Source organism: Nocardioides sp. GCM10023255 (assembly GCF_042653125.1).
GTDB lineage: Bacteria > Actinomycetota > Actinomycetes > Propionibacteriales > Nocardioidaceae > Nocardioides.
On sequence record NZ_JBHSHU010000010.1, the window covers coordinates 294,781 to 308,474 of the forward strand.

Below are 13,694 nucleotides of genomic sequence, written 5' to 3' on the forward strand. Positions count from 1 at the left end.
CACACCGCGACGGCGCTCACTGGCTTTCAGGTGAGCCCGTTCCTCACCGCAGATACAGACGAACAACGTCGATCTCCTCGCGAAGGAGACGGACCTCCTCGAGGCTCGGTCGTTCCGTCTGCGTCACGGTGGCGGCAACCCGGATCGGCCATCCGGTCGCCGCACGCACGTCGTCCACGGTCGAACCCGGATGCACCTCAGAGATCTCCAGCTCGCCGAACCTGTCCGGGCGGCGAAGGACCGCAAGAGGTGTGATGACGGTCGACACGCCATAGCCGTCGGGGACCATGCGCACATCCTCCGCACGGGCACGCACCGGGCTGGGCGAGGTGCAGAAGTCCAGCTCGAGGGGCAGCGCGTCCGGGTCGTGTCGCCGGAGCACGACGATGCACTCCCGAGCGTTGCCCATGACTTCGACCGCCCCACCCGAACCCGGCAGCCGCACAGCCGGGTTCCTCCAGTCACCGATGATGCTGGTGTTGAGGCTGCCGTGGCGATCCACCTGGGCGGCCCCCAAGAACCCGACGTCGATGTGCCCTCCCTGCAGGACGTATCCGAACAGCGCGGTCATGGGAAGAACAGCCGCAGCCCCCGAGACGAGCACCGAGTCGGCGATGCCCTCGGCCATGGCGCCGGGTGCCGCACCGCAGACACCGGACTCGTACACGAGGTCGAGATCGGGATTGATGGTCCGCCGGGCCAGGTCGACGGCGAGCGTGGGCAGGCCGACTCCGGCGAAGACGCGGTGCTTGTCCGCCAGCTGACGGGCGGCCACGCACGCGAGGAACTCGGCACTCGACGGTGGTACGTCGGAGAGGACACGCGACGCTTCGGTCACCAGCCTTCACCTCCGGCCGTGCTGACGACGCGACGCGAGGAGGCGCTCGGCTCGAGCGGGACCGGGTCGACCTTCAGGCTCCGCCATCGTGCTGGGCCCAGGAGTTCGAGGTACGCCGCCCGATCGGGCGCCCGGTCCACCCACTGGTCGAGCCATGCCAGCAGCCGACGTCGATCGCGGCTGATGGGTGTCCACTCGCGGTAGAAGGCGTTGTCGCGGACGTAGTGGTCCAGCACATAGGAAGGGTGTGCTCCACCCGGGCAGTGGACCACTGCGTCGACCTTGTGTGCCGGGATCACGGTCCGGTTCGGAGCCGAGCGGACGACGTGGTCCTCGACGACCTCCTCGACGGTGACGATGACCCGTTGCGCTGCGTAGGCCGCCTCCTGCTGGACGCCGACGATGCCCCACATCTGGACGTTGCCGCCGCGGTCGGCACGCTGGGCGTGCACGATCGTGACGTCGGGTCGCAACGGTGGGACCACGTAGATGTCCGGGCCGCCATAGGGGTCGACGACCTTCTTGATGTCGGGGTTGACGGCGGGGATGTCGCTGCCGGCGTAGGAGCGCAGCGGGAAGAAGGGCAGTCCGGAAGCGCCCGCCTGGTAGCGGCAGACCATGCCGTAGTGGCTGTACTCCTCGACGTCCAGCCGGTCGGGGTCGGCGTTCTCGATTCGTCGTCGGATCTCGTGCAGAGATCCGGCCGACCCGCTGGCGAAGTAGGAGGCGACCAGACGTGAGACGCAGCCGGCCCCGATGAGCTGGTCTGCGAGCAGGTCGGGTGTCATCCGGCACAGCGTCAGTGCTCGGCGGCGTTGACGGATGACCTCGTGGGCGGCAGCGAACGGGATGAGATGGCCGAAACCCTCGAAGGCGACCGTCATGCCGTCGGTGACGTAGCGTGAGATCGCCGTCGGGAGGTCGAGGACCTTCGAGCTGGTCATGCCTCTGCCCCGGCGCCGCTGGCCGACGTCGCGTGGAGGTCGCGAAGCACCGGCTTGGCGACCTTGCCCAGAGCGTTGCGCGGCAAGGCGTCGAGGACGTGGAACTCGACAGGGCGCTTGTAGCCGCTCAGGTGGTCCGCGCAGTGGGCCTCCAGCTGCGCGACCTCGATGACCTGGCCGGCCGCGAGCTCCAGGTAGGCGACGACGACCTCGCCCCACACCGGATCGGGTGCACCGATCACCGCCGCCTCGACCACAGCCGGGTGGGCCATCAGGACGTGCTCGATCTCCTGGGGGTAGATGTTCGCTCCCCCGCGGATGATCAGGTCCTTGGAGCGGCCGACAAGCGTCAGGTAGCCATCGGCGTCGAGGTAACCCAGGTCGCCGGTGTGCAGCCACCCGTCGACGAGCACCTTGGCCGTCTCCTCGGGGCGGCCGAGATAGCCGCGCATCACGTTGGCGCCGCGGAGGACGACTTCGCCCGGCACACCAGCGGCAGCGTCGGCTCCGTCCGCGCCCACGATCCGCACGTCCTGGCCGGGGAACGGCAGGCCCACCGAGCCCGGCCGTCGGGGGCTGGCAAGCGGGTTGATCGTCACCCCGCAGGTCGCCTCGGACAGGCCGTAGCCCTCGAGGACAGGGATGCCGTAGCGCGCGTCGAACCGGTCCAACAGCTCCGGCGAGGCGGGAGCCGCGCCGCAGATGACGTACCGCACCGACGACGTGTCAGGGGCGACTTCTGGCGGGAGCGCGGCCAGCATGGCGAGGATCGTGGGCACGGCGCTGAAGTACGTCGGACGGTGCGCCTCGACGAGGTCGAAGAAGGTGTGGGGGTCGAACCGGGCGGCGATGACCACGCTCCCTCCCGTCGAGAGCGGGAGGAGGACGCTGATCACGATGCCGTTGACGTGGAACAGGGGCAGGATCAGCAGGCACCGGTCCTCGGCGCCGAGGTCCAGGCTGGGGCGGCCCATCGCCAGCGTGGCGTCGAGGTTGGCGTGGTCGAGCATCACGCCCTTGGGCACGCCGGTGGTTCCGCTGGTGTAGATGAGCAGGGCCAGCGCCGACGGGTCGGTCTCCGCACGCAGCTCCGGCTGCAGCGGCGTACGCCGCAGGCGGCCGACGGGGAGTGTCTGGACCCGTGGTGCGTCCGGTTCGCCTGCGTCGACCTCGGCGTCAGTCACCAGCAGGCGGGCGCTGGCGTCGGCGAGCTGGCGAGCGACCTCGACCTCGGTCAGGCTCGGGTTGACCGGGGTGACGGTCGCGCCGAGGCGCCACGTGGCGAACATCAGGGTGACGAACTCGATCCGGTTGGTCAGCTTGACTGCTACCACGTCGCCCCGGCCGATCCCGAGCTCTCGGAGGTGTTCGGCGGCGGCTACGACCTCGCGGAGCAGCTCCGCATTCGTGAGGCTCCGCGCTGGGTCGGACACGGCGCTTCGGTCCGGTGCGACGCGCGCGCGGTGGTCGGGCAGTGAGGCGAGATGCACGATGAGGACTCCTGGAGAAGGACGGAAAGGGGACGACACCCCGGCGCGGGGGTGAGGGCTGACGTGGCCGTGAAGCCACCCGCGAGCCGAGGACGGCGAAGTTGTGGGGCGGGTCGGTGTCGTCTCTGCGCTACTGGCGGAGGATGCTGCGGACGAGCCCGACGTAGTACTGCACGCCGAGCTCGAGGATGTCGTCGTTGAAGTCGTAGTCGCTGCTGTGGAGGGGGTCTCCGCCGTGGCCGGGCTCGACGCCGTTGCCGATGAAGGCGAAGCATCCGGGGACCGCTCGTGCGAAGACGCCGAAGTCTTCGCTGCCCATGTGGGGGTCGCAGTCAGGCTCCACGACGTCGAAGACGGAACGGGCGGCCGTGACGGCGGCCTCGACGCAGGCGGGGTTGTTGACCGTGGGTTGGAACTCGTGGGTGTAGGTGACCTCGCACGTCGCGCCATGGCTCCGTGAGATGCCGTCCGCCAGCTCTCGGATGCGCCGCTCGAGGAGGTCGCTGACCTCGGTCGTGTAGCTGCGGGTGTCTCCCCGGATCACCACCTGGTTGGGGATGGCGTTGCGGGAGCCGTCGGTCACCACCTCGGTGCAGGACAGGACGGCCGACTCGCCGTAGGGGATGTTGCGGGCGAGGATGGTCTGCAGCGCGGTCACGATCTCCGCGCCGATCACGATGGGGTCGATGACTCGGTGCGGCATCGACGAGTGCCCGCCGCGGCCGAGGACGCGGATCTCGAAGTTGTCCTCGCTGCCCAGGACCGGGCCGCTGCGGGTGCTGAACCATCCCACCGGCAGCCCCGGGGCGTTGTGCAGGCCGTAGATGGTGTCGACGGGGTAGGTCTCGAACAGTCCGTCGTCGAGCATGGCCTGCGCGCCGCGGCCCGGTTCCTCGGCGGGTTGGAAGATGAAGCGCACCGTCCCGTTGAACCCGGCCTCCGAGGCCAGCCTGGCAGCTGCCCCGAGCACCATGGTCATGTGACCGTCGTGGCCGCAGGCGTGCATCGCGCCGGGGTTGCGCGAGGCATGGCTGTGTGAGCGCGCCTCGGTCAGCGGCAGGCAGTCCATGTCCGCGCGCAACCCGATGACCCCGGGTCCGTCGCCGCAGCGCAAGGTGGCAACGACGCCGGTGCCGCCGATGCCGGTCGCGACGTCGGTGACCCCCGCTGCTCGGAGGGCATCGGCCAGGTAGGCGGCCGTGGCGTGCTCCTCGAAGGGCAGCTCGGGGTTGCGGTGGAGGTGATGGCGCCATTCGCGAAGCTGGCTGGCGAACCGGTCACGCGAGTCGGTCGCGGAGGTGGGCACGGATGGTCTCCGTTCGGATCGGATGAGGGTCGGGTGGATGGCCGGCAGGCGCGCGGCGCGTCGGCGGGCCTTCGTGTCTCAGGTCGTGCCGGCGCGGCAGGCCAAGTGGATCGCGCAGGGCGTACGCCCACGCCGGAGGGAAGCGGGCGCGGGGAACAGCGGTGAAACCCACGGGGAGCTGTGCAGCCAACCAGGTACCCCGGAAGTCAGCGGAACGCCGGCGTTCCGGTGAGCACCTGGCCGAGCACCAGGGTGTGCATCTCGACGCTGCCCTCGTAGGTCAGCACCGATTCGAGGTTGTTCTGGTGTCGGATGACGGGGTACTCGAGCGAGATGCCGTTGGCGCCGAGGATGGTGCGCGCGGTGCGGCAGATCTCGATCGCCTCACGCACGTTGTTGAGCTTCCCGATGCTGACCTGCTCGGGGCGCAGGTCGCCGGTGTCCTTGCGCCGGCCCAGGTGCACCGCCAAGAGGTAGCCCTTGACGTACTCCAGGGTCATGTCGGCGAGCTTCTGCTGGGTCAGCTGGAAGGCTCCGATCGGTTTGCCGAACTGCGTGCGTTCGATGGCGTAGCGTCGCGCGGTTTCGATGCTGGAGCGTGCGGCACCCAGGGACCCCCACACGACGCCGTACCGCGCCTCGTTGAGGCATGCGAGGGGACCGCGCAGACCCCGGACCTCGGGGAAGACGGCGGTGTCGGGCAGCCGGACGTCGTCCAGGACGAGCTCACCCGTCGCCGAGGCACGGAGGGACATCTTGTGTCCGACCTCGTTGACGGTGAAGCCGGGCGAGTCGGTCGGTACGACGAACCCCGCGATCCCCTCGTCCGCGCCGTCCTTCCCGTACGCGTGCGCCCACACGACGGCCACGTCGGCGTGCGGGGCGTTGGAGATCCACATCTTGCGCCCGTTGAGGATCCAGTCGCTTCCGTCCCGGTGGGCCCGCGTGGTCATGGCCCCCGGATCCGACCCGACGTCGGGCTCGGTGAGGCCGAAGCATCCGATCATGTCGCCTGCGGCCATCCGGGGCAGCCATTCTTGTCGTTGCTCCTCGCTACCCCAGCGCCAGATCGCGAACATCGCCAGCGAACCCTGGACCGAGACCAGCGACCGGATCCCGGAGTCCGTGGCCTCGAGCTCGAGGCAGGCGACGCCGTAGTCGACGGCGGACATCCCTGCGCAGCCGTAGCCGTCGAGGTGCATGCCCAGCACGCCGAGCGCTCCGAGCTCTTGGGTGATCTCCCGGATGTTCGGGATGCGGCCTTGCTCGAACCAGTCCGCGATGTAGGGCTCGACGGACGTGTCGAGCATGGCTCGCACGGCGCTGCGGACTGCCTTCTCGTCGGCCGAGAGCAGGTCGTCGAGGCAGGCGGGGTCGGCGGGGTCGAGTCTCGGCAGGGTCATGGGGTCTGCGTGTCTCATGTCGTGGGGCGCTCCGGGCTCTTCGTGGGCGGTCGGGGGGTGCCGAGATGGTGCAGCAGCAACGCTTCGGCCAGGACCACGCGCGCGAACTCGCCGAGGTGCAGGCTCTCGTTGGCGCCGTGGGCACGGCTGTCGGGGTCCTCGACGCCGGTGATCAGGACGGTCGCCTCGGGGAACGCCTCGCGGAACTCGGCGACGAAGGGGATGGAGCCGCCGACGCCCATGAGCACGGGTTCGGTGCCGTCCCAGGCCTCCTTGAAGGCGGCACGGGCGGCGTCGTAGGTCGGGCCGGAGGCATCGATCAGGGTTGCCTTGCCGGTGTCGACCACGGCGAGGTCCAGCTGGGCGCCCCAGGGCACGTGGGCTTTCAGGTGGGCGGTCAGGCAGGCCACCGCGTTCTCGGGTGTGTCCCCCGGCGCGATCCGCATCGAGATCCGCGCGCGGGCAGTCGGCACCAGGGTGTTGCTGGCGCCGTCGACGCGCGGCGCGTCAAGACCTGTGACGCTCAACGCCGGCTTGGCCCACAGTCGCTCGACCGCAGGGCCGTCGCCGATCCACTCGACGCCGTCGGCGGCGCTGGCACCGGCGCGCAACAGGTCCGTGGCGCCCTCGATCTCTGCGGTACGTCCACGGCGCAGCCCCTGCACCGCCACGTTGCCGCGATCGTCGTGGAGGCTGGCGACCAGCCGGCATAGCGTGATCAGCGCGTCGGGCAGCAGACCGCCCCAGCCGCCGGAGTGGACCGCATGGGTCAGGGTGCGGACCTCCACGTCGACGCGGACGAGACCGCGCAGGCTGGTGGTCAGGGCGGGAACGCCGACGGCTGCGTTGGTGGAGTCGGCGATGACGATGATGTCGGCGTCCAGCTTGTCGCGATGCTCGCTGAGAAGGGCCGGCAGGGTTGCGGAGCCGACCTCCTCCTCCCCCTCGATGAAGACGATGACGCTGGCAGGCAGGTCGTCGCCGTAGGCACGAACAGCGCCGAGGTGGGCGGCGATGCCGGCCTTGTCGTCGGCGGCGCCGCGAGCGTAGAGCCGGCCGTCTCGCTCGGTCGGCTCGAACGGGGGCGAGTGCCAGTCGCGGCGGTCGTTCTCCGGTTGGACGTCGTGGTGTGCGTACAGCAGGACCGTCGGCGCGCCCGCAGGGCCGGGCTTGTGGGCGATCACTGCTGGGGCGCCACCGTCGAAGCTCACGATCTCGACGGTCTCGAACGCAGCGGCCCGGAGCAGGTCGGCGACCGCCTCGGCGCTGCGCCGCACTTCCCCGGCTCTCCTGGGGTCGGCACTGACCGACTCGATCCTGACCAGCTCCTCCAGCTCCCGGCGGATGTCAGGGAGGACGGCGGTCACACGGGCCCTGATGTCGTCGACGCTCGTCACGGCCACCATCATGCTGAGATCGAGAGTGAAGCAAAAGCGGCACTTTCCGGACTGTTTCGTTCACTTCTACTTCACTGCTTCGGCGCCCACTTCATCCGGCGGATCCGTGCCCTGCAGACCGGACCCAGGCGAGGCAATGCACGGAACCCGGTGATTTCGCCGGTACGAAGTCCTGGCTACCCGCGGGACCGTGTAGCGGTCATCACCCGCCACCAGCACAGGAAGTCACCATGACCACCGGACCTTCGCCGTCACACCAGGCCGCGCGCCCAGCCCTCCGCCTCGCGGCGAGGCTGCTCCTTGCCGGGCAACTGCTCTTCATCCTCGTCACGCAGTTCCACACCGGCGGAGACGCCAACGACCATCACTCGATCTTCGCGGCGTACGCCCATAGCGGTGATTGGAAGGGCGTGCATGCCCTCCAGTTCGCGGCGGTCGCCGTCCTGGTCGCCGGGCTCCTGGTCCTTGCCAGCGCGCTCGAGATCTCGGCACGTCGTCCCATCTGGGCCGGTCGTGTCGGTGCGGCCCTGGCAGTGGTCTCGCTGGGGCTGTACGGCGTTCTCCAGGCCGTCGACGGCATCGGGAACAAGCAGGTCGACCGCGCCTGGTTGACGGCGTCCGACGCAGACAAGTCTGCCCGGTTCGCCAGCGCCGAGGCGATGCGGTGGCTGGAGTGGGGCATGAGCAGCTACCACGCCTACGCAATGGGGCTCGCCCTGGTCGCTCTCGCGGCCGCCCTGGCGGCGGTCCGGACGAGTGCCCCCCGGGTGGTGGCCGGCCTGGTCGCCCTGTCGGGCCTGACCTACGTCGCCGAGGGCTGGGTCGCAGGGACCGGCGGATTCAACGCCGCTCACTCGGTGCTCATCGTCGCCTCGTGGATCCTGAGCCTGACCTGGATGATCTGGCTGGTCGCCATCACCGGTCGAGCATCGGGCACGCACGGTGGAGATGCCTGACCTTGCGCTGGTGGCCCCGTCAGCTCAGAGGGTTCGCCTGGAAACCTTCGGTGCTGACCAGCACGACGACGGACTGGTCGTCGAGGCCGAGCGCGTCCCGGCGAGCGCTGGTCGTGGCGACCTTCCGCACGCCGGCGAGGGTGGAGGCGCCACACGGGCCGACGTCCTGCGCCAGATCGGTCAGGTCCGCGACGGCGCGGCGGCATTCCTCGTCGGAGACCGTGATGGCGGCGTCCACCCCGGCGAGCAGCGCGGGCCAGCCGAGCTCCGACGGCGTTCCGCAGTTCATCCCGGTCATGATGGTCGCACCGGTCTCGACGGTCAGCGGTCGTCCGGCGAGCAGGGACTGGACCAGACAGGCGGCGGTGTCCGGCTCGACGCTGAGCAGGGCCGGGGCGCTCGCGCGCGACCGGTAGTGGTCGACCATCGCGTGGGCGAACGCACCCACCCCTACCGGACAGGCCACCAGCTGTGGGCCGGGCAGGCCGCGCTCACCGAGCGCTTCGTCGACCTCCTCGAACAACGTGGCGTAGCCGTCGACGATCCACCGGGGGACGTCGGCGTAGCCGGTCCACGACGTGTCTTGGATGAGCAGATCGACCTCGTCGTCCTCCGTCGACCGGGCTGCCAGCGCCACCGCGTCGTCGTAGTCCAGCTCAGTCTCGACCAGCTCTGCCCCTTCGGTTCGGATCGCTTCGATCGCCGCGTCGCTCACGCCCTTCGGGACGTAGATCCGCGCGGCCAGACCGAGCAGGGACGCCACCCGGGCCACGGCCCTTCCGTGGTTTCCGTCTGTGGCCGTCACCAACACGGGTCGCAGTTCCGCCGTGACTTCAGCGCCGAGGTAGGTGCGGAGGCCGGCGAGCGTCACGGTGCCGAGGTCCAGGCCGTAGCGCGTGCAGAGCGCGCGGCAGGTAGCCCACGATGCGCCCAGGATCTTGAACGCGGGCAGCCCGAGGCGTTGCGACTCGTCCTTCAACAGGACATGCCCGACACCGAGCTCTGCAGCCAGGGCCGGCAGCGAGGTCAGGGGTGTAGGTCGGTAGCCCGCGAACGTCCGGTGGAAGGCGCGAGCCGACTCCGGCGGCGCGGTGCGCCATGTCCTCGCGGCGGGGTTCGCATACCAGTGGTCAAGCACCATGGCGCTCATCATGGTCGGACGCACCTTGAAGACAAAGCGGCAGTTCTGGGACAGTTCCTTCCGGCGCTGCTTCACAATGATCTGTCGTCGCCCCGCAGGCGGAGAGACGCCCAGGCGGCACGACCACACACGAGAGGCCGCGAATGCTCAACATCATGCGACTGAAGGTGCTGCGCGAGCTGCACCATCGAGGCACGCTCTCCGCCGTCGCCGAGAGCCTGTCGTACAGCACCTCCGCCGTCTCCCAGCAGATCCGGCAGCTCGAGCGCGAGGTTGGCGTCTCCCTCGTCGAGCCCGTCGGCCGCCGGCTGCACCTCACGCCGCAGGGGACCATCCTGGTGGAGCACGCGGCCCGCATCCTCGATCTCGTGGAGCTGGCCGAGGCCGACATCTCCCAGTCACTCGACCAGCCGCGCGGCACAGTGCGACTGGCCGCGTTCCAGTCAGCTGCGATGACCCTTGTCCCAGAGGCCATCGCCATCCTGCGCAAGAACCATCCAGAGCTGACCGTCGAGTTCCATCAGGGCGAGCCGGAGAAGACGCTCCCCGCGTTGCACGCTGCCGACCTCGACGTGGTGGTCGCGGAGGCCTATCCCGGCATTCCGGCTCCCGCCACGCCGGGGCTGGTCTTCGACCACCTGCTCGATGAGCCCCTCATGCTCGTCATGGACGAGGCCACCTTCGCTTCTGTCAGCAACGAGACGAACGTCTTCGCGCAGCTGAGTACCGCCGGCTGGGCGGTCGAGGCTGCGGAGTCCGTCCCGCACACGTGGGTGGTCAGTCAGTGCCGCCAGCAGGGATTCGAGCCGCGCATCGTCTGCTCAACCGAGGATCTCGCGGTGCAGCTGCGCTTCGTCGAGGCCGGGCTGGCCGTTGCGGTGCTGCCTCGGCTCGCACTCCAGCTGGCCACCTCCGAGGTGCGGAGCCTGCCCGCATCGCCGCAGGTCCAGAACCGCCAGGTTCTGCTCGCCTACCGCAAGGCGGCGCGCAACCGCACCGCGATCGTCGCGATGCGCGCCGCGCTCGAACAGGCGGCCGCGACCTTGGCACCTGCCTGAGACACGGTCGGAGACGATGAAGTACTTCGTGCGCTTCGACAGCGCGCGGTGATCGTGCACGTCTACTTCAGCATTGGGGCCTCTTCTTCCCGCTTTACCTCGGCTGCTCCGTGTCTGCAGGATTGCTCCCGAAGCGGAGTGGTCGAGCCGGCGGAACTCGTTCTCACTGATGGCCCGCCCCGCCCGCGCGGCAGGTTGCACGAGCGAACGTGGCGCACCAAGGGCCGTCCGAGACCACCGCTGAAAGGCCTGCCCATGCCGAACCGTCGCGCCGTGGCGGTTCGGCGACCCATGCGAAGACCGACGAAGGAGACGACTGCTGTGCCTTCCCTCACCTGGCGAGACGGTGTCCATGTCTTGTGCCTGGGCGACGACGAGAACCGCTTCTCCCTCAGCTTGGCCGATGCCATCGGGGACGCCCTCGATGAGGTGGTGGCGTCGCCGGCTCCTCTGGTCACGGTCGCCGAGGGCAAGTTCTACTCCACAGGGCTCGACCTCGAGCAGGTGAGGGCGAACCCAGACCTGCAGGAAGTTCACGGTCGACGCACCGCAGACTTGCTGGCACGCGTGCTGACCCTGCCGGTGCCGACGGTCGCCGCGGTCAACGGGCACGCCTTCGGAGCGGGCGCCTTGTTCGCGTTGGCCCACGACTGGAGGGTCATGAGGGCCGATCGCGGCTACTTCTGCTTCCCTGAGATCGACCTCGATGTTGCGTTTTCGCCAGGGATGGCGGCGCTCATCCAGGCCAAGCTCACCCCTGGCGCCGCCGTCGCGGCGATGACGACCGGCCGGCGTTTCACGGGCCCTGCAGCACTGGGGACGGGCTTGGTCGACGACATCGCAGACGCGGACGACCTGCTGACGACTGCGATCGCCAGGGTCGCGCCACTGGCGGGCAAAGACCCTCGCACGCTCGGCGCGATCAAGTCGACGATGTTCGCCACGGCCGTCGAGCGGCTCGCACCAGCCATGGTGACCTCCGGCCCAAGGGGATAGCGGGTCGAACCCCGCCGACCGAGCCCGATCACTGCCCCGACGAGTCCCGTGCCCTGAGGACTCGGCACGGCTGACCGGCGCTGAGCGGTGCCGACAGTGCGTCTCCTTGGTCGGGCTGGTCAGGATCGCCAACCCGTCAGGTTCCCCGGACGCATCCTGGCGATGGCGGCGAGCTGCTCGGGCGTGGCCATCGGGGTGCGGCTGAAGTCGCCGGCGTAGTAGCCGTTGTGGCGGCGCCGGGGCCCGGTGTAGGTGCCGGTCTCTTCCTCGATGATGTACGACATGGGGCTCATCTCCTGGTCCTGGTGGCCGCCTCGAGGGCGTCCGGTGATGGGTTCCACGCTGTCGCGGACGGCTTGTTGTCGGACCGGGAGATTCGCCGGGGAGACGGCCGGGATTTCGGGCGCTGTCGGCCGCGTCGCTGAGGATGCGGCCAGCCATGTTGCTGGCTGGTCGTCAGCCGAGTGCCACCTCTCTAATGTGTGCTGCGGCCTTGTGCATCGTGTTCGTGAACAGCAGCACCAGCTCGGCGCCGGCAAGCTGGCTTTCACGGGCGCGGTCAGCCAGAAGCCGGCCGGTCAACCGAGATCAGGGGCAGGTCTGCGGAGTGCAGGTCACCGAGTCGTTCGGCAACGCTCTTGTTGAGCAGTCGGTGGTACACAGCGGTGCCAGGTGCAGTACCTCGTGAGCGGCGGCTCCTCGGAGCCAGCGCGGTCTCAACGACGTGCGATGGGAAGGGCCACGAGAGCGGTGGCGGCCGCGACCACGGCGGCCGCGGTGAACGCAGCGGTGAATCCCGTGCCGGTGCCGCCGGTGGACAGGGCAATGGCGGTGAAGGTGGCCGTGCCGAGAGCGGCGCCGATCTGCGTCGCGGAGCTGGCCAAACCGGAGGCGAGGCCGGCGTGCGAGTCAGGAACAGCAGAGGCGATGACCATTGTGGTCGGCATGAAGCTGAGAGCAACTCCAGTCGCGACGAGCAACAGACCTGGCAGCACAGCGAACGCGTAGCCGTACCCGGTCGGCGCATGGGCGAGCCACAGGTGGCCGACCGCGAGGATGACGAGGCCGACGACCAGGCTTCGCCGCGGGCCGATCGCGCGCAGCACCCGCGGGAGCAGCGTCAGGTTCACCACGAATCCGGTGACCGAGGTCGGCACCATGGCGAGACCGGCGTGCTCGGGCGACATGGTGAGCGCCTTCTGCAGATACAGCGCGATCAGCACGAAGGTCGAGGCACGGGCGGCTCCACCGAGCACGGCAAGTGCGATACCGGTCGAGAGGACACGGGAGCGGAAGAGGTCGAGTGGGACGAGCGGGTCCGAGGCACGACGCTCGATGGCGATGAAGGCGCCGAAGAGGAGCGCGGATGTCGTGAGGGAGATGAGCACACTGGGGGACATCAGGCCGCGGTCTGCGGCGCTGAGGGCGCCGTTGACGAGCGCGACCACGGCTGTGGTGATGGTGACCGCGCCACCGGCGTCGAAGCTGCGGCTGTCGCCGCGGCCGGTGTCCCCAAGGACGCGTCGGGCAAGGACGACGGCGGCGATGGAGGCGGGCATCGTCACCAGGAACACCGAGGACCAGCCGAACGCGCCGGCGAGCAGTCCCCCGGCCAGGACCCCGGTGGCTCCGCCGACTGCGGATGCCGCTCCCCACAGGCTCATCGCTCGGGCCCGCTGCTCGCCGGGAAAGTTCAGCATCAGCAGCGACATCGCTGCGGGGCTGAGCGCGGCGGCGCCGGCGCCCTGGATGACGCGTCCGGCGACGAGCATCCATTCGTCAGCGGCGCTCGCGGCCAGGAGGGTGCCGACGGCGAACAGCGCTGACCCGGCGACGAACATGCGGCGTCGTCCGATGAGGTCGGCGACCCGCCCGAACAGCAGCAGAAGGCCACCGAAGGTCACCACGTAGGCGTTGACGACCCAGCTCAATCCGGTGGGGCTGAGCGTGAGATCTGCCTGGATGGAGGGGAGCGCGACGTTGACGATCGAGGTGTCGAGCATGACGACGAACTGCGCGGAGACCAGCAGGCCCAGCGCGAGCGCACGTCGCCGGCGCGCGTGGTTTGCGAGCTCGGGCGCCGCTTGGGCGGCGCTCGCCGCGATGGGACGTGCGGTCCGGTGTTGGGTGGCGACGGTCATGACTCTCACCTGGGTCGGGGGGGG

General features: G+C 69.6%; 12 protein-coding genes. 3 read left to right on the forward strand and 9 right to left on the reverse strand.

What is annotated here, in order from left to right; translation table 11 throughout:
• Positions 1-43: 43 nt before the first annotated feature.
• The 6 genes from ACFO9I_RS18005 to ACFO9I_RS18030 form a co-directional block, all read right to left on the reverse strand.
• A complete protein-coding gene (locus ACFO9I_RS18005) occupies positions 44-838 on the reverse strand; it encodes a CoA-transferase subunit beta (protein ID WP_379183336.1) in 795 nt (264 codons plus the stop codon).
• Positions 835-1,782, reverse strand: a complete 948-nt coding sequence (locus ACFO9I_RS18010) for a CoA transferase subunit A (protein WP_379183338.1) — start codon at positions 1,780-1,782, stop codon at positions 835-837. The genes ACFO9I_RS18005 and ACFO9I_RS18010 overlap by 4 nt, the downstream gene beginning before the upstream one ends.
• Entirely contained in the window at positions 1,779-3,311 is a 1,533-nt protein-coding gene (locus ACFO9I_RS18015; protein ID WP_379183340.1) for a class I adenylate-forming enzyme family protein, read from the reverse strand. Before ACFO9I_RS18015 ends, ACFO9I_RS18010 begins: the two co-directional genes overlap by 4 nt.
• A 91-nt stretch (positions 3,312-3,402) precedes the next feature.
• Positions 3,403-4,578, reverse strand: coding sequence for a M20 aminoacylase family protein (locus ACFO9I_RS18020; protein WP_379183342.1), 1,176 nt, complete (start codon positions 4,576-4,578; stop codon positions 3,403-3,405).
• Between the two features lie 206 nt (positions 4,579-4,784).
• Positions 4,785-5,981: an acyl-CoA dehydrogenase family protein gene (locus ACFO9I_RS18025; protein WP_379183344.1), complete on the reverse strand. Its 1,197-nt coding sequence runs from the start codon at positions 5,979-5,981 to the stop codon at positions 4,785-4,787.
• A 14-nt stretch (positions 5,982-5,995) separates the two neighbouring features.
• Entirely contained in the window at positions 5,996-7,378 is a 1,383-nt protein-coding gene (locus tag ACFO9I_RS18030) for a dipeptidase (RefSeq protein WP_379183346.1), read from the reverse strand.
• Positions 7,379-7,608: 230 nt separating this feature from the next.
• On the opposite strand from ACFO9I_RS18030, the gene ACFO9I_RS18035 reads away from it, so the two are divergent.
• Entirely contained in the window at positions 7,609-8,334 is a 726-nt protein-coding gene (locus ACFO9I_RS18035; RefSeq protein ID WP_379183348.1) for a hypothetical protein, read from the forward strand.
• A gap of 19 nt (positions 8,335-8,353) precedes the next feature.
• On the opposite strand, the gene ACFO9I_RS18040 is transcribed toward ACFO9I_RS18035, so the two are convergent.
• Positions 8,354-9,550, reverse strand: coding sequence for a diaminopropionate ammonia-lyase (locus tag ACFO9I_RS18040; protein ID WP_379183350.1), 1,197 nt, complete (start codon positions 9,548-9,550; stop codon positions 8,354-8,356).
• Between the two features lie 68 nt (positions 9,551-9,618).
• Here ACFO9I_RS18040 and ACFO9I_RS18045 point away from each other — a divergent pair, with 68 nt between their 5' ends.
• The gene (locus ACFO9I_RS18045) at positions 9,619-10,533 is read left to right on the forward strand and encodes a LysR substrate-binding domain-containing protein (RefSeq protein WP_379183352.1); all 915 of its coding nucleotides are present in this window, start codon (positions 9,619-9,621) and stop codon (positions 10,531-10,533) included.
• A 321-nt stretch (positions 10,534-10,854) separates the two neighbouring features.
• Positions 10,855-11,529 carry an enoyl-CoA hydratase-related protein gene (locus tag ACFO9I_RS18050; protein ID WP_379183354.1) on the forward strand — a complete coding sequence of 225 codons (675 nt, stop codon included), beginning with the start codon at positions 10,855-10,857 and terminating at the stop codon, positions 11,527-11,529.
• Positions 11,530-11,648: 119 nt separating this feature from the next.
• Here ACFO9I_RS18050 and ACFO9I_RS18055 read toward each other — a convergent pair whose 3' ends face one another.
• Both ACFO9I_RS18055 and ACFO9I_RS18060 read right to left on the reverse strand, forming a co-directional pair.
• Positions 11,649-11,822, reverse strand: coding sequence for a hypothetical protein (locus tag ACFO9I_RS18055; protein ID WP_379183356.1), 174 nt, complete (start codon positions 11,820-11,822; stop codon positions 11,649-11,651).
• Positions 11,823-12,245: 423 nt separating this feature from the next.
• Positions 12,246-13,670 (reverse strand): MFS transporter, encoded by a 1,425-nt coding sequence (locus tag ACFO9I_RS18060; protein ID WP_379183358.1) that lies wholly within the window; start codon positions 13,668-13,670, stop codon positions 12,246-12,248.
• Positions 13,671-13,694 lie beyond the last annotated feature (24 nt).